The 18,715-nt window shown below is 40.8% G+C and carries 14 protein-coding genes; 10 read left to right on the top strand and 4 right to left on the bottom strand.

Annotated features, from left to right (window positions below; genetic code table 11):
• Positions 1–246: 246 nt before the first annotated feature.
• Together DK924_RS01020 and DK924_RS01015 are read right to left on the bottom strand one after the other, a co-directional pair.
• On the bottom strand, positions 247–1,383 hold the full coding sequence (locus DK924_RS01020; protein WP_010391589.1) for a PilT/PilU family type 4a pilus ATPase: 1,137 nt from the start codon (positions 1,381–1,383) through the stop codon (positions 247–249).
• 9 nt (positions 1,384–1,392) lie between these two features.
• The gene (locus DK924_RS01015) at positions 1,393–2,433 is read right to left on the bottom strand and encodes a type IV pilus twitching motility protein PilT (protein ID WP_010391590.1); all 1,041 of its coding nucleotides are present in this window, start codon (positions 2,431–2,433) and stop codon (positions 1,393–1,395) included.
• A 2-nt stretch (positions 2,434–2,435) separates the two neighbouring features.
• Between DK924_RS01015 and DK924_RS01010 the strand changes: the two genes are divergently transcribed.
• From DK924_RS01010 to DK924_RS00975, 8 genes are all read left to right on the top strand, one after another.
• Entirely contained in the window at positions 2,436–3,149 is a 714-nt protein-coding gene (locus tag DK924_RS01010) for a YggS family pyridoxal phosphate-dependent enzyme (RefSeq protein WP_109874126.1), read from the top strand.
• Between the two features lie 17 nt (positions 3,150–3,166).
• A complete protein-coding gene (gene proC / locus DK924_RS01005; RefSeq protein WP_010391593.1) occupies positions 3,167–3,988 on the top strand; it encodes a pyrroline-5-carboxylate reductase in 822 nt (273 codons plus the stop codon).
• Positions 3,989–4,014: 26 nt separating this feature from the next.
• On the top strand, positions 4,015–4,548 hold the full coding sequence (locus tag DK924_RS01000) for a YggT family protein (protein WP_008113334.1): 534 nt from the start codon (positions 4,015–4,017) through the stop codon (positions 4,546–4,548).
• Between the two features lie 58 nt (positions 4,549–4,606).
• Positions 4,607–5,050 carry a DUF4426 domain-containing protein gene (locus tag DK924_RS00995; protein ID WP_010391596.1) on the top strand — a complete coding sequence of 148 codons (444 nt, stop codon included), beginning with the start codon at positions 4,607–4,609 and terminating at the stop codon, positions 5,048–5,050.
• Between the two features lie 2 nt (positions 5,051–5,052).
• On the top strand, positions 5,053–5,652 hold the full coding sequence (locus tag DK924_RS00990) for an XTP/dITP diphosphatase (protein WP_010391597.1): 600 nt from the start codon (positions 5,053–5,055) through the stop codon (positions 5,650–5,652).
• Positions 5,649–6,785, top strand: coding sequence for a radical SAM family heme chaperone HemW (gene hemW, locus DK924_RS00985; protein ID WP_109874125.1), 1,137 nt, complete (start codon positions 5,649–5,651; stop codon positions 6,783–6,785). Before DK924_RS00990 ends, hemW begins: the two co-directional genes overlap by 4 nt.
• Positions 6,786–6,869: 84 nt before the next feature.
• A complete protein-coding gene (locus DK924_RS00980; protein WP_008113341.1) occupies positions 6,870–8,702 on the top strand; it encodes a DUF885 family protein in 1,833 nt (610 codons plus the stop codon).
• A gap of 104 nt (positions 8,703–8,806) precedes the next feature.
• The gene (locus DK924_RS00975; protein ID WP_109874124.1) at positions 8,807–9,466 is read left to right on the top strand and encodes a hypothetical protein; all 660 of its coding nucleotides are present in this window, start codon (positions 8,807–8,809) and stop codon (positions 9,464–9,466) included.
• Here the strand turns inward: DK924_RS00975 and DK924_RS00970 are convergent.
• On the bottom strand, positions 9,458–10,174 hold the full coding sequence (locus DK924_RS00970) for an SIMPL domain-containing protein (protein ID WP_010391605.1): 717 nt from the start codon (positions 10,172–10,174) through the stop codon (positions 9,458–9,460). The two genes, DK924_RS00975 and DK924_RS00970, sit on opposite strands and share 9 nt — an antisense overlap.
• Before the next feature lie 380 nt (positions 10,175–10,554).
• Between DK924_RS00970 and DK924_RS00965 the strand changes: the two genes are divergently transcribed.
• Together DK924_RS00965 and DK924_RS00960 are read left to right on the top strand one after the other, a co-directional pair.
• Positions 10,555–13,221 (top strand): bifunctional acetate--CoA ligase family protein/GNAT family N-acetyltransferase, encoded by a 2,667-nt coding sequence (locus DK924_RS00965; protein WP_109874123.1) that lies wholly within the window; start codon positions 10,555–10,557, stop codon positions 13,219–13,221.
• A gap of 8 nt (positions 13,222–13,229) precedes the next feature.
• The gene (locus DK924_RS00960; RefSeq protein ID WP_109874122.1) at positions 13,230–14,174 is read left to right on the top strand and encodes an ion transporter; all 945 of its coding nucleotides are present in this window, start codon (positions 13,230–13,232) and stop codon (positions 14,172–14,174) included.
• Between the two features lie 25 nt (positions 14,175–14,199).
• Here the strand turns inward: DK924_RS00960 and DK924_RS00955 are convergent, their stop codons facing one another.
• Positions 14,200–18,705 carry an EAL domain-containing protein gene (locus DK924_RS00955; protein ID WP_109874121.1) on the bottom strand — a complete coding sequence of 1,502 codons (4,506 nt, stop codon included), beginning with the start codon at positions 18,703–18,705 and terminating at the stop codon, positions 14,200–14,202.
• Positions 18,706–18,715: the final 10 nt, after the last annotated feature.

The raw sequence follows: 18,715 nt of genomic DNA, 5'->3' as shown, positions 1-18,715 counted from the left end.
CGCCTAGGGCGCTTTTTTTATGTGTGGATTTTGACTAGGGTCTGTTAGTCTTTGCGGATTAAAATTCATTCAAACTAGGGGCAATTTAATCGCGGCGCGAGGTTTGTAACCTAGCCGGCTCGATAACTGCACCTACGTTATTCTACTAGCTTACATCCATGTAAGAATAAGTAAAAACCGAGCAAAGCTTCCACGTCCTGCCCACGCCCCTTACCTACATCCATATAGGCAACAAAGAATTAATTACTAGGTAATATTACCTTTATCATCAAGGCCATCAATAGTTACACCTTGTAAAAACCCAGCTCCTTGCTGCTCGTTATTACGCAGTTTTATCATTAAACGTAAATCATTTGGCGAGTCTGCATGATGAAGTGCATCGGCATAGTTAATCCGTTGCTGTCTGTAAAGCTCAAACAGCGCTTGGTCAAAGGTCTGCATGCCCATTTCAGTTGATTTGGCCATGGTTTCTTTAATACCACCAATGTTACCGTTTTTAATCAGCTCACTCACCATTGGCGTATTCAATAATACCTCTATAGCAGCAGCACGTCCCTCCCCATCAGAGGTTGGGATAAGCTGCTGGGCAATAATAGCCCGTAAGTTTAATGCTAAATCATATTTAAGCTTATCGTGCTTCTCTTTTGGCACTAAGTGCATAATACGGTCAATGGCTTGGTTGGCATTGTTGGCATGCAAGGTAGCAACACATAAATGACCTGTTTCTGCAAAGCTTAACGCATACTCCATAGTTTCTTGCGATCGAATTTCACCAATCAAAATAACATCAGGCGCTTGGCGTAAAGAGCTTTTTAGTGCTGACTCAAAACTTTCAGTATCTAAGCCCACTTCACGTTGAGTAATAATGCTTTTTTTATGTTCATGAACAAACTCAATTGGATCTTCTATGGTTAGAATATGCCCACGTTGATTGCGATTTCTATAACCAATAAGCGCCGCCAAAGACGTTGATTTACCTGTTCCAGTACCACCAACAAATAATACAAGTCCGCGCTTTGACATAATCACATCAGTAAGTACTGAGGGCAATCCCAGCTCTTTTACATCAGGTATTTGGGTCACAATCCGGCGAATAACCATCCCCGCTCTGTCACGTTGCCAAAAAGCCGAAATACGAAAGCGCCCTTCGCTGGTTGCAATTGCAAAGTTACACTCTTTGGTGCTATGAAACTCTGCTTTTTGCTTTTCACTCATCGCTGATTCAACTAATTCCAGCGCTTGCTCATCGGTTAGTTTGTCATCATTAAGAGGTATCAGCTCGCCATTAATTTTAGCGCTAATAGGCAGCTGGCTTGATACAAATAGATCAGAGCCTTTTTTGTCGATCATTATTTGTAAAAAGTGATTTAGAGATAAAGTCATAATAATTCCTTAAGCGCTAAACTGCGTCTTATCTTGTGCTTTTGTATACGCCGCTGAGTGAGTGATAATGCCTCGGTTAACTAGATTCGTTAAACATTGATCCATGGTTTGCATGCCCTGCGACGCACCGGTTTGAATCGATGAGTACATTTGAGCAATTTTATCTTCACGAATTAAGTTACGAATAGCAGGCGTTGCCAACATGATTTCGTGTGCAGCCACTCGCCCTCCACCGACCTTCTTGATCAGTGTTTGTGAGATAACCGCACGAAGTGATTCAGAAAGCATAGAGCGGATCATGTCTTTTTCTTCACCAGGGAATACATCAATAATACGGTCAATGGTTTTAGGTGCCGACGTGGTATGCAAAGTGCCAAATACTAAGTGACCAGTTTCAGCAGCAGTCATAGCAAGGCGAATAGTTTCTAGATCTCGTAACTCACCTACCAAAATAACATCAGGGTCTTCACGCAATGCACTTCGCAGCGCATTAGAAAAACTATGTGTATCGCGGTGAACTTCACGCTGGTTAATTAAGCTGAGTTTATTATCGTGCACAAATTCGATAGGATCTTCAATGGTCAGTACATGGTGATGTTTATTTTGATTTATATAGTCCACCATGGCTGCAAGTGTAGTCGACTTACCTGAGCCTGTAGGGCCGGTAACTAATACTAAACCTCGTGGGTTATCTGAAATTTGTTTAAATATTTCCGGCGCGCCCAAATCTTCAAGTGTCAATACATCACTCGGGATTGTACGGAAAACGGCAGCAGGACCACGATTAGAGTTAAAGGCATTTACACGAAAACGTGCTAAATTAGGGACTTCAAAAGAAAAATCCACTTCGAGATTTTGTTCATAGTCCTTACGCTGGTTATCGTTCATAATGTCATAAACCAGACTGCTGACTTCTTTATCTCCAAGTGCTGGTATATTAATTCGTCGCACATCACCATCAACACGTATCATAGGTGATACCCCTGATGATAAGTGCAAATCTGATGCTTTATGTTGCACACTAAATGCCAATAATTCGGTGATATCCATTTATGACTCCACAACTAACTGATAAATATATGGTTACAATAGCAGAACGACTCACATCCGCCTACGCTAGAATTGCAGAGGCAGCGCAAAATGCACAGCGCAATAGTAACGACATTACGTTACTTGCAGTATCTAAAACCAAACCCGTCTCTGATATTATGGCAGCATATGAGCAAGGGCAACGCCAATTTGGTGAATCTTATGTTCAAGAAGCTGTAGATAAAGTAGCGCAACTAGCCACATTTAGCGATATTGTTTGGCATTTCATTGGCCCTATACAGTCAAATAAAAGCGCTTTGGTGGCTGCTAATTTTGACTGGGTACAAAGCGTCGACAGACTAAAAATAGCAAAACGCTTAAACGCTCAGCGCCCACAGGAAATGCCCGCTCTTAATATACTGATACAAGTTAATATTAGCGCAGAAGACGCGAAATCCGGCTGTGCCGTAGAGGAAATAGACCAACTAGCACAATTTATAAGTCAGTGTTCACAGTTAAAATTACGCGGACTAATGGCTATTCCTGCAAAAAGTGACGATGCTAACACGCAAATTCAATATTTTGAGCAATTACAAACTTGCTTTGATAAACTACAGACCCAATATCCTCATATAGATACGTTGTCGATGGGGATGAGTAACGATGTAGAGGCTGCCATAACGGCAGGTTCAACCATGGTGAGGATCGGCACAGATATTTTTGGAACACGAACTTAAAAGGTGATAACAGACATATGTCAGATAAAAAAATCGCATTTATAGGCACAGGTAATATGAGCTACGCCATCATTGGTGGCATGGTAAAAAACGGCTTTAACGCAAACAATATTATTGCAACTAACCGCAACCAAGAAAAACTAGCCAAGGTAGCATCCGACTTTAAGGTGCAAACCACCAGTGACAATAACGAAGCTATGCGCGATGCAGATGTCATTGTTCTGTCTGTTAAACCACAAATGATGGGCGACTTGTGCCAATCATTTCAAGATTCAGGCATCGACTTTAGTGATAAATTATTTATCTCAGTCGCTGCAGGCTTAACCGTTAAACGCTTACGTGAAATGCTTGGCCAAGATGTGAAAATGGTGCGTTGTATGCCAAATACACCGTCGTTACTTGGCCGTGGTGTATCGGGCTTGTATGGCGCTGGCGAAACGCAAAGCGAACATGAATTTGTACAACAAGTTTTTGAATGTACAGGTATAGTTGTGTGGGTAGAGCAAGAATCGCAAATTAACGATGTCATTGCTGTGACAGGCTCATCGCCAGCTTACTTTTTCTTATTTATGGAAGCGATTGAAGAAAAAGCGAAAGCACTTGGCTTTAATGATGAAGACGCGCGTCGCTTAGTACAGCAAACAGCGCTAGGCGCAGCTGAAATGGCACTTAGCCAACCAGATATTAGCATTTCGCAACTGCGCGCCAATGTAACCTCAAAAGGCGGTACCACGCATGCAGCTGTTGAGCATTTAAAAGCGCAAGGTTTAACCCAAACTGTGGGTGATGCAATGGATGCGTGTATTGCGCGTGCAGTGCAAATGGAACAAGAACTTTAAAACCATTTTTTATTGAAGGTTATACTATGAATGCCATGCAATTTTTAATTAGCACCTTGTTTGATCTGTTTTTAATGGTGGTACTACTGCGTTTTTGGCTACAGTGGGCAAAAGCCGACTTTTACAACCCGATGAGCCAATTTGTGGTCAAAGCCACTTCGTTTGCAGTTAACCCGCTGCGAAAAATCATTCCAGGGCTAGGCGGGCTTGATTTAGCCTCTTTGTTGCTGGCATTTATAGTGGCTGCGGCAAAAATAAGTACATTAATGTGGCTTATTTATAGCTCTTGGGCTATTCAACCTGTGCTTATACAGGCACTAATAACTGTTTTAAAAGAAGGTTTAAATTTAGTCTTTTGGGTGTTAATCATCCGCGCTATTTTAAGCTGGGTAAGCCAAGGCTATAACCCAATTGAAGCGGTATTCCATCAGCTTACTGAGCCAATGCTAAAGCCAATCCGTAAAATCTTACCGCCACTAGGAGGCTTAGACTTATCGGTATTGGTACTGATCATCGGCATTCAGTTTTTACAAATGCTGCTAATGGACCTTTTAGCTTAAGCACAACGTAATATAAAAGAGGCCTAACGCCTCTTTTTTACATACTCAGGAGTTAACCATGCAACGTTTAATAAAGTTTTGTTTTATTGCTTGTCTCGCTTTAGCATTTAATGCGCACAGCGCTCAAGAACAAGGCGCCCAATACAAAGAACTAGGCCCTTGGCAAGTTCATTACATAGCCTTTCCATCAACGTTTATTCAACCGCAAATAGCTAAAGCCTATGACCTTGAGCGTAGTGGCTATAAAGGCATTGTTAATATTTCAATATTAAAAAATAATGCAGATAAAGCCGCTCAAAAAGCGACATTACAAGGTACCGCTAAAAACTTATTAGGTAACAAGCAAACCCTTAACTTTAAAGAAGTCGTTGAAGGCGATTCAATTTATTACCTAGCACAAGTAGATTACACCAACGAAGAGATTTTACGTTTTGAAATTGAAATCCAACAAGGTAATCAGTTTCAAACATTAAAGTTTAAGCAAAAATTTTACGTAGATTAAATATGACCAACACCTTAGTTCTTGCAACCGGCAACCCCGGAAAAGTGAATGAGCTGGCTAACATGCTCAGCTCACTTAATATTAATGTTGTACCGCAAAGCGACTTTAATGTCAGTGACGTAGACGAAACAGGCACCACGTTTGTAGAAAACGCGATAATTAAAGCGCGTCATGCGGCTAAAATTACCGGACTGCCTGCTATTGCAGATGATTCAGGCTTAGAAGTTGATGGCCTGAATGGCGCGCCAGGTGTTTACTCTGCTCGTTTTGCAGGAAATAGCGCAAGCGATCAAGATAATATCGATAAATTACTGGCTGATTTAGGCAACAACCCTAATCGCAGCGCTCGCTTTTGGTGTGTGTTGGTACTAATGCGTCATGCCGACGACCCTACTCCACTTATTTGCAGTGCTAGCTGGGAGGGCGAAATTACCCTTAGCCAACACGGTAAAGGTGGCTTTGGTTACGATCCTATCTTTTTTGTACCATCAGAAAGTTGTACCAGTGCAGAGCTTACAAAAGAGCAGAAGAATGCACTAAGTCACCGTGGGCAAGCACTTAATAAATTACTACAAGAGTTACAACACAAAGGCGGCCTGTGAACCTTCCTCCACTGAGTTTATATGTGCACGTGCCTTGGTGCGTGCAAAAATGCCCTTACTGCGACTTTAATAGCCACGGGCAAAAAGGTGACATCCCTGAAGCTGAATATGTACAGCACTTAATTGACGATTTAAAAGCTGATTTACACTTAGTACAAGGGCGGAAAATTCACAGTATTTTTATTGGCGGCGGCACGCCAAGCCTATTAACCGGCGCGGCATATACCCGTTTACTCAATGAAATAGATAGCCTAATTGGTTTAAGCGATAACTGTGAAATAACCCTTGAAGCAAACCCAGGCACAGTCGAAACTGGCCGTTTTAAAGATTATGTAAAAGCAGGGATTAACCGTATCTCTATTGGCGTGCAAAGCATGCAAAATGATAAGTTAAAAGCCTTAGGCCGAATTCATGGTGCCGATGAAGCCAGTTATGCAGCACAACAAGCTACTGAAGCAGGGTTGAATAGCTTTAACCTTGATTTAATGCATGGCTTACCAGGGCAATCTCTCGATGACGCACTAAGTGATTTAAAACAAATTATTGCCCTGAGCCCACCACATATTTCTTGGTATCAGCTCACCATTGAGCCTAATACACAATTTGCTTCAAAACCGCCCACGTTGCCGCAAGATGAAACCTTATGGGATATTCAAGAACAAGGCCAAGCATTATTATCACAAGCCGGCTATCAGCAATACGAAATATCAGGATATGCAAAACCAGGCTTTCAATGCCAACATAACTTGAATTATTGGCGGTTTGGCGATTATCTTGGTATTGGCTGTGGCGCCCATGGTAAGGTTACTGATGCGAAAACAGGGGTGATAACACGCACTGAAAAGGTTAAACACCCACGGGGCTACATGGACATTATTAAGCCCTACTTGTACAAAAGCTGGCAAGTAGAACAAGACGACTTAGCGTTTGAATTTTTTATGAATCGCTTTCGTTTAACAGAGCCATGCCCGATTGAAGACTACAGTGCACTGACTAATCAGCCATTACAAAGCCAACAAGCGGCTTTGAATAAAGCCATTAACACAGGTTTATTAATAGAAAAAGACGGCCATTGGCAAGTAAGCCTTAAAGGCCATCGCTTTTTAAATGACCTGCTAGAATTGTTCGTATAACGCTTTTGGCGTTATACGCATGTAAAGTAAACACATAAAAAATTAAAATACCCTAATGGGTTTCTAACAACAAAAGGGAAACGAATGCGTAAACTTACTCTAATTGCTGCCACGGTAAGCGTGGCACTGCTTGCCGGTTGCCAACAAGCAACACAACAATCAACGCCTGCACCGGCGGTTCAAGCTCAACCTGTACAAAGTGAAATTGATAAAGCGAATGCTTTTTTTGAAGACACTTTTAATCGTGATGTAATGAGCAGCCCAGTTTATCAAACCTATATGGGCATCAAAAAAGATTACGATAAATGGGATGACAACAGCGAAGAAAAAGCGCTAAAAGACTTGGCACAAACTAAAGCCGATTTGGTCACGCTCAACAGCATTGACCGTGCGCAATTAGATGCAGCTACTCAAGTAAGTTATGATTTAAAAAAACAAGATTTAGAAGCCAGCATTGCTGATTTTAAATGGCGTTACCATAACTACCCAGTAAACCAAATGTTTGGTACACATTCTATGGTGCCGGCTTTTTTAATTAACCAGCATCAAATTAGCAACGTAAAAGAAGCCAACGATTACATTGCCCGTTTAAATGGGGTACCGGGTGTATTCGATCAACTGATTACCGGCTTAGAAATTCGCGCCGATAAAAACATTATTGCACCTAAATTTGTATTTCCACACGTGATTGATTCAAGCAAAAACATCATTAAAGGTGCGCCGTTTGAACAAGGTGAAGATTCTACGCTATTAGCTGACTTTAAACGTAAAGTAAATGCATTAGAAATCGACCAAGCTGAAAAAGATGCACTTATTAGTAAAGCGACTGATGCATTAAAAACAGCAGTTAAACCTGCTTACTCTAAGTTAATCAACTACATTGCACAGCTAGAAAAACGTGCTGATGACCGTGACGGTGCTTGGAAATTCCCTGATGGCGAAGCGTTTTACAATAACGCGCTTAAACGCACTACCACGACAGACCTCACAGCAAAAGAAATTCATGCCATTGGCCTTGCCGAAGTGTCACGTATTCATGATGAAATGCGTGCCATTAAAGATAAAGTTGGTTTTGAGGGCGACTTAAACGCTTTTATGCAGTTTATGAAAACCGACAAGCAATTTTACCTTGCTAATACTGAAGCGGGTAAAGCGCAATACCTAAGTGAAGCTAAAGGCTTAATTGATAACATGAAAACACGCTTAGATGAGCTGTTTATTGTAAAACCAAAAGCCGATATGATAGTAAAACGTGTTGAAGCTTTCCGTGAAAAAGCCGCAGGTAAAGCGTTTTATCAACAACCTGCGCCAGATGGTTCTCGCCCAGGTATTTACTATGCCAACCTCTATGACATGGAAGCAATGCCAACTTACCAAATGGAAGCTCTCGCTTACCATGAGGGTATTCCGGGTCATCACATGCAAATTGCTATTTCACAAGAGCTGGAAGGCGTGCCTAAGTTCCGTAAGTTTGGTGGTTACACAGCCTACATTGAAGGTTGGGGTTTATACTCAGAGTTACTACCAAAAGAAATGGGCCTTTATGAAGACCCGTATTCAGATTTTGGTCGTTTAGCTATGGAGTTATGGCGCGCCTGTCGTCTAGTGGTTGATACCGGTATTCACGCAATGAAGTGGACTCGCCAAGAAGGTATTGATTACTACGTTAACAACACTCCTAACGCCACTTCTGACGGTGTAAAAATGGTTGAGCGTCATATTGTAATGCCATCACAAGCAACGGCTTACAAAGTAGGTATGCTGAAAATTTTAGAACTACGTGAAGCGGCTAAAAAGCAGCTTGGCGACAAGTTTGATATTCGTCAATTCCACGACGTAGTGCTTAAAAATGGCCCTGTACCATTAAACGTACTAGAAAACTTTGTTGATGAGTGGGTTGCTAGCAAACAAGCTTAATTATCAAGTAACTACTTAAACATATTAAAGGTCGCAATTGCGGCCTTTTGTTTTATAAAGCAAAAAATTAAGCTAGGATAAAGTAGGTATTCAAGGAGAACAGAATGGATCTAAGCATACAGCTACTCAATGCGCGTATTAAACAACAACAGTTTGATGAGCTTGATAACGACTTTAAAAAGCTCACTGACGCTCAAAAAGTGATGCAGCTTAATTATCTGTTTGAAAGCGCGTTACGCATGAGTATTAAATACGATTTTATGCAAAACATTGCCGTGCGAATTTTAGCGAGCAATACGCCACCAACACAGTTTATTGAACAGCTAACCAGTTTAGATGCACTGAGCTTTTTTACGCCTGCATTAAAATTAAATAAAGGCTTTATTAGTACAGATAGCCATGGCAATAACGTGTTACATAATGTGTTCAAGCACGCAGCGCCAAGCCAGTTGCCTTTTAACTATGTTCGCTCGTTAATGTTATTTGAATCTAATGAAGAGTTACTGCATGCATTGGCGCAAACCAATCAGCACGGGCTGACTCCTGTGGCCAGCTATATCGTTTATGCACATAAGCCCAACATTCCGGTAAAGCATGAGTTTTCAGCCTTACTGGCATTAATGGAAATAGAACAAAAACAAAATCCTAGAGCAAAATTACAATTGCTTGAGGCATTAAAAAATAATCCCCCAGGCGAAATTACCTTACTGTTGAGCGCCGCATATTTACAGCGCTCTACTGAACAAGTAGTGGCACTAATCTGATAAGTAATATTCTACGCTGGTAACCACGCGTACATTTTTAATTTGCGGTGTGTTTGAATCCCGATCGCTAATACTAAACTGCCCTTGGCGTGCGGTTTTAATTTTACCTAAAAGGGAGTTTGAATCTTTCGCGAATTTATTTGCTACTTCACGGGCTTTTTCTGTGGCCTCTTGCACCATGGCAGGTTTTATATCGTTAAGCCCAGTAAAAATATATTCAATACGAGTTTGATAGTTATCTTGGACTATGGCTATATTTTGTTTAGCTAACTGACTCACTTTACTCAGTGCATTTTTAACTTTATCGGGGGCATTAGAATAAACAATAATATTTGAGCTAATAACGTATCTAAACGTTTGATTGTCGTTCGCGTATTCACGCGCTTGCTTATCAATAATAGATTGAGTGCCTGTCGATATTTCTTCATCGTCAAAGCCATGTAGCTTTAAAAAGGCAATTACGGCATCGTTCTTTTGCTCAACTCGCTCAACAAGCTTTTCAAGGTTGTTATCGGCGTCATTAAACTGCAGCGGCCAAATAACAGTATCAGCGACCACTTCACGCTCTGCTAAGCCTTTTACCTGAACAGTGCGCTCCATGCCTTTAATATCAAGTGCGGCTCCTTTGATGATAAAGCCCAATGCAATTAAGCCGATGCTTAAACAAACTGCTGCCATAACAACGGTTACATTCGATATTTTATTCACTTCACTCTCCTTGATTAGGGTCTGTTGACCTTTGCGGATTAAAACTTGTTCAAACTAGGGGCGATTTAATCGCGGCGCGAGGTTTGTAACCTAGTGGGCTAAGTAAAAACCGAGCAACAAAGAGTAAATCGCCCCTAGGCAGAACCCTTCGGGCAGCGCCTGTTTGGCATTTATGCTGCGTTATCGCCTATTTATGGGGAATAACCACACCACATAGGCTCTGCCTTGCCTAAATACCAAACAGACTGCTGCAAGTTTAACCTTGAAAGGTCAACAGACCCTAATATCAATAATAAGCATGTTCACGCTCGAAAAAACACAATAAACAGGTTACATTGAGACAGTACAGAACGCAAAACTTAATCAGCCAAGGAAACGCAATGAGTCTAAAACGTATCAACCAGTTTTTTAACCCAAGCTCTGTCGCTGTTATTGGGGCTTCAAACACCGCCACTCGCGCGGGTAATGTGGTAATGCGTAACTTACTGCAAGGTGGCTTTAAAGGGCCTATTATGCCCGTTACCCCAAATCATACAGCGGTACACGGCGTATTGGCTTACCCCAGTATTGAAGCCTTACCTAAAGTACCTGATTTAGCCGTTATCTGTACCAATAAAAACACCTTAATGAAAATTATTGAGCAGCTAGGTACACTTGGCTGTCATAGTGCCATTATTATTGCGGATGGCTTAACCACAGTTCAAAAAAAGGCACTCAAAGAGAGCGCAGCTAAGCATAAAGTCACCCTGCTTGGCTCAAATTGCTTAGGGTTACTTATTCCGCATATAGGCTTAAATGCAAGCTTTTCTCATACTGTTGCCACGCCAGGTAAACTGGCTTTTGTATCGCAATCTGCAGCAGTTTGCTCAACTATTCTTGATTGGGCAAAAAATAAAGAAATTGGCTTTTCATACTTTGTATCTATGGGGGATTGTTTAGATATTGAGTTTGACGAAATACTCGACTTTTTAGGCCGTGATGCTAAAACCAAAGCCATCTTACTGTACATCGATAATATTGATGATATCCGCAGCTTTATTTCTGCTGCTCGAGCAGCCGCATTTTCTAAACCTGTTATTGCTATTAAAACTGGCAGAACCAGCGCAGGAGCTCTCGCCGCTGAAATACACACCGGCGGAAAGCAAAGCTCAGATGCGGTATATGATGCCATGTTTCAACGTGCGGGTATGCTAAGAGTAAACGACTTACGTGAGCTCTTTGCCGCCACCCAAACCTTGGCAATGCATCCTAAGTTACTGCAAGTAGAGCAACTTACCATATTAACCAATGGTGGCGGCCCTGGAGTGATGGCCGTTGATGAACTTATTCAAAGCTCAGGAAAACTTGCTCAGCTCAGTGATGAAACTCGCGAAGCACTTAATAAAGTGATCCCGCATTCAGACACCGCTGCCAATCCGGTCGATATATTTGGCGATTCTGCGCCAGTGCGTTATAAGCATGCGTTGGAAATATTACTAAATGCTAAAGAAGTTAAAAACTTACTGATCATCCACACTCCATCGGCATTGGCTCCGAGTGAAAATTACGCTCAGGTTATTGTTGAGGCGCTAAATAAATTACCGAAAATGGCACGCCCGTATGTAATTACTAATTTTATGGGTGAAGATGCCGCTTTTGCTGCAAGACGCATCTGCGCTAATAACGCCATCCCTACCTATCGTACCCCAGAAGGGGCGGTAGGCGCCTTTATGCACTTAGTAAGCTACCGTCGTAACCAAAAGCATTTAACTCAAACGCCAGAATCAAATACTGACGATGCCACTATTAATAAAGCAGCAGCGAAAGCGACTATAAAAGAGTTTTTAAATGATGAACAACATTACTTATCAACCCATCAAGCAAGTCATATTTTAAGTAGTTACGGCATTGACTGTATTCAAACTGAAGTTGCCTACACTCCAACCGAAGCCAAAGAGCAAGCAATAGAGCTGGGCTTTCCGGTGGCATTGAAATTGATTAGCCCCAGTATTCCCTCTAAGTCTGAAGTCGGCGGTGTCGTACTAAACCTCAATGATGCGCAAGAGGTAGAGCAAACCGCATTTGCCATGCTGTTAAGAATAAAGAACACCTACCCTGATGCCATAATTGATGGTTTTTCATTACAAAAAATGGCACCTCGAGCGGGAGCTAACGAGCTGCGTATAGCCATTAAAACAGAGCCTAATTTTGGGCCGGTTATTTTATTAGGTGAAGCCGGTACAGGGCTTGAATATGCACAAGCCGCAGTCGCTTTGCCACCACTGAATATGAACCTAGCTAAATATTTAATTGCCGCCGCCCATGATAAAGGCGTACTTAAAGATCGTGTTCTGCCAGAAAAAGTAGATAAATATCGCTTGTGTTCACTACTAACTCGAATTTCTCAATTGGTCGTAGATCAACCGGATATCACCTCGTTAGAGCTAAATCCTATTCTAGCTAGTAATGGCCAGTTTTTAGTACTTGATGCCACCATGAATTTGAATCAGTATCAGGCTCAAGCACATCGAAAACGTTTATCTATTCGTCCTTACCCTATTGAGCTGGTTGAACAAGTCACTTTAAAAAATAATACCTTAGCAACGCTCAGACCAATCAAACCTGAAGATGAGCAAGCACATCAAGCGTTTGACCAGTCATTAACCAAAGAAGATAGGTATAAACGCTTTTTTGGTGAGTTACCACAATTTAACCACGATCAACTCGCGAAAATGACGCAAATTGATTACGACCGCGAAATGGCGTTTATTGTTACCCAAACACAAGACGAGCAACAGCACACCCTAGGGGTTTCACGAGTGATTATGGACCCAGATAACTTACAAGCAGAGTTTGCTATTGTAGTACGTTCTGATTGCCAAGGGCTTGGATTAGGACGTATTTTAATGAATGCAGCAATTTCTCATTGTAAGCGCCAAGGGGTAAAAACCGTTGAGGGGATCACCCTACCTGAAAACACTGGCATGATTGAGCTGGCTCGTAAACTCGGATTTAAAATTAGTCGTGATTTTGAAGAAGGCAGTATCAATATGTTACTCACATTATAATAATTATTATGCAGAAACTTAGACAAACCATCAACCAAGTATTTGAATCTTCAGGTAAGTACCAACGGGCCGGTCACTTTTTAGATGCCCTACTAATCACTATTATTATGATAAATGTGGTGGCCATCGTACTCGAATCAGTGCACAGCATTGCCACTGCGTACTACAACGAATTTTTAATGTTAGAGCTGGTATCGGTTGCCATATTTAGTGCTGAATACCTAATACGTGCTTGGACCTGTGTAGATAGAGTAAAATACGCCTCTATGGATTGCTCCAATACACAAAAGCGGATCCGCTATATTTTATCACCACTGGCTATCATCGATTTAATCGCCATTTTGCCAAGCCTATTAATGTTTTTCTTTGCTTTAGACTTACGTTTTTTACGCGTACTACGTTTATTAAGAGTATTTAAGCTCACTCGTTATTCACGGGCAATGCAACTGTTATTACAGGCATTTATTGATGAATCAAGTTCATTGTTGGCTGCATTTTTTATTATGGCAGTAGTACTTATTTTAGCTTCATGCGGTATTTATTTATTAGAACATGACATTCAACCAGACAAGTTTGGCTCAATTCCGGCCGCAATGTGGTGGGCAATGGCAACACTTACGACTGTAGGCTATGGTGATGTTGTGCCAATAACACCCATTGGTAAGCTGTTTGGTGGTGTTATCACTCTAGTAAGCATGGGCATGGTGGCTATACCCACAGGTTTATTAGCATCGAGCTTTTCAGAGCAGGTTCGTAAACGTCGTCAGTTATTTGAAGATGCCACCCATGAGCAAATAACCGATGGAAAACTCTCCGACGAGCAATTACATCACCTTGAAGATCTTCGCTACAAACTTGGATTAAGTAAGTTAGAGGCTAATAAAGCGATAAAAGCGGAGCTTAATAAACGCAGCTCACACTTGTTTTGTCGCCATTGTGGTAAGCGCCCTTAATAAAAATAATGTAATAAACGGCGCTTTAAGCTTGTGAGAATACAGGGTGCCAATCGCGCTCAATAAGCTCAAGTACTTGCTCTTTAGGCACAGCTTTACTAAATAAGTACCCTTGGAAATAGCTGCAACCTTGAGCTTTTAAGAAGGCCAATTGATGTGCGCTTTCAACCCCCTCAGCAATACACTCTTTACCTAAACTGCTGGCTAAAGTAAGAGTGGATTGAATAATCGCTTCATTATCCGAATCAATACCAATATCTTGCACAAAGCTACGATCAATTTTTAATACATCGATGGGGAAGCGTTTTAAATACGTTAATGAAGCATAACCTGTTCCAAAGTCATCCATGTATAGCTTACATCCGAGCTGCTTTAGTGCATCCATATTTTTAAGTGCATAGTCTGAGTCTCGCATTAAAATAGACTCTGTTATTTCAAACACAATAGCCTCGGGCGGCAGCGCTGCATTATTTAGTGCTTGGCGAATTTCAGGTATAAGCTCAGCAAACTCAAAATCAAGTGCCGATAAATTAATTGATAAATATAAATCGGGATTCACCTTGCGCCAACGCACCAACTGTACAAGTGCTCTTTTAAATGTTTGCAGCATAATTTTGGTAATTAAACCAATATTTTCAGCCACATTTGCAAACTCTTGAGTACTGGCTAGTTGATTCTCAGGCCAGCGTAGTAATACCTCAAAGCCCTCAGTTTTTTGTGTAGATGTACTAATTATAGGTTGATAATAATTACAAAACTCGTGCTCGTGATACGCTTTGATCAATTGCGACTCTAAATGCAGGGCCCTTTCAACTCTTTGATTCATTTCTTGTTTATAGAACTTGTAACACCCTTCTAAACCATCTTTAGCATAATAGAGCGCCACATTTGATGCTTTTAACAGCGCCTTGTAATGCGCAGCGTCATCAGGGAAAAGCGCCACACCAATACTAAGGTGCACATTTACATTTTGGCTATTCATAGCAATGTCTATACTCACGCAATCCATAAGCTTGGTGCATATAAGTAATACTTCTTCTATTTGCTGAATGTCTTCAACTAAAATAACAAATTCATCACCACCTAAACGCGCTATGCTATCACAGGGGCGTAATGCTGTTTTTAAGCGGTTTGCCACCAGCTTAATGATCTCATCAGCGCTTTCTGTACCAAATGAGTCGTTAAAGTATTTAAAGCGTTTTATATTTACATGTAATAAAGCAACTTTGCTGTGATGACGACGCGCTTGATCTATGGCATGCACAGCTCGGTCATTAAACAAGGTTCTATTTGGCAAGCCCGTTAATGAATCGTAATTAGTTAATTGATGCAGCTCGTTCTCAGCTGATTTCTGCGCATGAATATCCGTTAAAATAACCACATAGCTACTCAACCTTTTACTTTCATCTGCTACAGCGCTTATTTTAACTAACACATGACGCTGCTCTTTATTAGCCAGTACCACAGTGTCTTCACATGAGAAGTGCTCGCCTACTTCAAGCTTTTGCATAATGCGTAAATAGTCAAAATAGCTACTGCGAGTCAAACCTAAATTAAGCGAGCGAGTTGAACGAGGCTCTGCCGATACAGCAAAAGCCGTTTGCAGCGACTTATTTGAAGCACGTATGTTAAAGTTTTTATCTAAAATAAATACCCAATCTCGGGTTTGTTCAAACGCGGCGGTAAATAATCGAGCGTGTTCTTCAAACACCATTTCGCGTGTCATATTAGTATACGTACCCGCTACTTTTTGCGGTGTTGTTTCATCCCATTCAACCACTTTGCCAAAGTCTTTGTACCAGCGCCAATGACCTTTGGCATGACGTAGTCGGTAAGTACAGTTAAAGTATCCTTTGTCGGTTGATAAAAATTCTAACCACTCCAACCTAAAAATGGCACGCTCTTGTGGATGAACTTTATCTAAGTAGTCATCTAAACTGACTGAGTCGTCTTCATAACCTAACTCGTTGACCAATCTAGGCTGATAAATATTTAACTGACTCGCTTGCCAATCCCAAACACCCGACTCACTTCCCTCTAGCGCAAGCTTTAAACGTGCCTCGCTATCTTGGCTTTCTTTGTGTGCGGCTAATAAAATACGCTGTATTTTATTACGTCTCATTACCCAAGCTGTCACTATTGTGAATAACAAAATAGCATAAAGAGCTAAAAAGTAAGGGGCGCGCCATAATGGGTATTTCACTTTAATATTTAACGTCGCTGGCGGGGTATAGTCACCCGTCAACGGATCCTTTGCCCAGACTTTTAACTGATAGCTACCGGGGTTTAATTTAGGAAACACCACGCGATTATTACGGGTATAGCTTTTTTTACCTTTGTCGAGCTGATATTCGTAAACAATACGATCTTGAAAACTAAATGACATCGCTGAAAATGCAATTTCAAGCCCTATATCATCATGATTTAAAGTAATATTTTTTAATGGCTGTTGTAAGTTAAGCGACAAGTCTCGAGACATTAAGTTAATGCGAGTTATGTTGACGTGATCTAACAAACCTTGGCTATTTTTATTCTCTTTAGGGTCAAAGTAAGTAAAGCCTTTAAGGCTACCATAGGCAATTCGTCCGTCATTTAATTTGGCCATAGCACCACTATTAAATTCAGCAGAAAGCACTCCATCTGATGTAGTAAATTGCTGAAAATGGATGGTGCTCGGGTTTAATCGCCATATTCCTTTATGACTACTCATCCAAATCATTCCCTCTTCATCAAGCACCATATCGTATAATAGTGTGCCTAATTTATTTTTATCTAAATCAATGGTATGCACTAATTCATAGCTATTGGCATCAATTCCAATCAAACCAAAGTTAGATAAAGAAAGCCACAGAATCCCTTGCCTATCTTCAACATACGAAAGAATGCTCACTGCAACATTGTCATGGTGTTTAGGTACTTTATAAAGGGTGTTTAAACTGCGCTCATCCGGGTTAAATTGGTATAACACTCCACCGCTAAAAAATAACGGCTTCTGCGGCTTTGAGGGTAATGGCGGTAAAAAGCCATAGGCTAAAAACGGGTCAAATTGAGAAAACTCGCCCTTTAATGGAGTTAGCACCTGGCTATCAACATTATATTTAAACATGCCATGATCAGGGTGAACAAAATATAAATCACCATTTTCTAGCAAGGTAATACCATGCATCCAATCGTTTATAAATATTTGGTTTTTGGGGCTGGCAGTTTTAGGTTGGGTAAGCTGCTGGGTTTGCGGGTCAAAAATAAACAGTCCTCGGTTTGAGTGTAACCAGAGTTTATTTTTATAAGGCATAATTTTGAAAACGGTAAATTCTGTGGTTAGTAAATCAACTTTATAATCTTTTAAATACACCCTTGAGGTGTTATTTTTTATATCAACAGCCGTTAAACCGTTATGAGTACCTAGCCATAACTTATCTTGAAATTGTTTAATTGCCCAGACTGAGTGATGTGAAAATCCATCCCCTCCTAAAGCACTGCCCTCTACATTATAAAATTTATAGTTGTCACCCGATAAATAAAAAGCACCATCAGTTTTAGTCGCAAGCCACATACCACCTGATTTATCTTTTACCATATCAATAATACTGGTATCGGCAAGCGTGTATTTACTTTGTTGAATGCGTTTATTTTTAACCACTATTTTGGTAGTTAAATTAAAACTAAGCAGGCCTTTATCGGTTGCTAAATCAACAATCCCTTGCTGATTATCAATATCCCAAACATTCAAGTCAGCCAGTAGCTTTTCACTTGTAAATGCCTGCTCACTATTATTAAACAATGTCTCTATATTACTAATATCAACAGCATATAAGCCTTTAACAGCTCCAACCAATAACTGATTACTATCACCCAGTGCAAATGACTTCACATTGTTTTGATAGATGTGTACATCGGTTTCGCTTAAATGCTCTAGGGGGCGTACTTGTTGCGTTGCAATATTAAATACATAAGCACCATCTGTACTGCCAATAAAGATATAGCCATTGTAATGAAACAAGGTACGTACAAACGCATTTTCAAATTGCTCAGGCAGCTTAAATAAAGGAGTAATAGAGCCACTGGCTATATCAAGTTTTGCAAACACTCTGCCTTGACCAACCCACAAGGATTTATCATCTGTGGCTAACATGGTAAAAACAGACTGCTGAAGAATTTGCTCTTCTGTAACTGGTTTTTTTAAATACTGCTGATAGGTATCTGTTTGCGGGTCATACCTAAAAAGCCCTGCTAATAAGGAAGCAATCCAAATTTGCCCTTCTGGATCTTGGTATATGCGATCAATAATGGCTTCTTCTAACTCACCATTTGGGCCATTAATTGGAATAACCTGATAGCCGTCGTAGCGATTTAACCCTCCTTCGGTAGAGAGCCATAAATAGCCATTATTATCGATAAGCATAGTATTAACGTAACTTTGAGATAACCCTTCGCTTGGTGATAGCCGTTTTACTTGCGCTGTTGCAGCAACGCTAATGAGCATAAATAGCACAAACATGGCTGTGATAAACCTATTAATACTGATGCCCATGTGTTTCCTA

Source organism: Pseudoalteromonas sp. meg-B1, from assembly GCF_003173795.1.
Taxonomy (GTDB): Bacteria; Pseudomonadota; Gammaproteobacteria; order Enterobacterales; family Alteromonadaceae; genus Pseudoalteromonas; species Pseudoalteromonas undina.
This window is presented reverse-complemented; position numbering and strand designations above follow the sequence as displayed.

Coding starts and splice junctions, on each gene's coding strand:
- DK924_RS00975 (WP_109874124.1), top strand. CDS start 8,807: ATGGATCTAAGCATACAGCTACTCAATGCGCGTATTAAACAACAACAG.
- DK924_RS01015 (WP_010391590.1), bottom strand. CDS start 2,433: ATGGATATCACCGAATTATTGGCATTTAGTGTGCAACATAAAGCATCA.
- DK924_RS00995 (WP_010391596.1), top strand. CDS start 4,607: ATGCAACGTTTAATAAAGTTTTGTTTTATTGCTTGTCTCGCTTTAGCA.
- DK924_RS00955 (WP_109874121.1), bottom strand. CDS start 18,705: ATGGGCATCAGTATTAATAGGTTTATCACAGCCATGTTTGTGCTATTT.
- DK924_RS00965 (WP_109874123.1), top strand. CDS start 10,555: ATGAGTCTAAAACGTATCAACCAGTTTTTTAACCCAAGCTCTGTCGCT.
- DK924_RS01020 (WP_010391589.1), bottom strand. CDS start 1,383: ATGACTTTATCTCTAAATCACTTTTTACAAATAATGATCGACAAAAAA.
- DK924_RS00990 (WP_010391597.1), top strand. CDS start 5,053: ATGACCAACACCTTAGTTCTTGCAACCGGCAACCCCGGAAAAGTGAAT.
- DK924_RS00960 (WP_109874122.1), top strand. CDS start 13,230: ATGCAGAAACTTAGACAAACCATCAACCAAGTATTTGAATCTTCAGGT.
- proC (WP_010391593.1), top strand. CDS start 3,167: ATGTCAGATAAAAAAATCGCATTTATAGGCACAGGTAATATGAGCTAC.
- DK924_RS01010 (WP_109874126.1), top strand. CDS start 2,436: ATGACTCCACAACTAACTGATAAATATATGGTTACAATAGCAGAACGA.
- DK924_RS00980 (WP_008113341.1), top strand. CDS start 6,870: ATGCGTAAACTTACTCTAATTGCTGCCACGGTAAGCGTGGCACTGCTT.
- DK924_RS01000 (WP_008113334.1), top strand. CDS start 4,015: ATGAATGCCATGCAATTTTTAATTAGCACCTTGTTTGATCTGTTTTTA.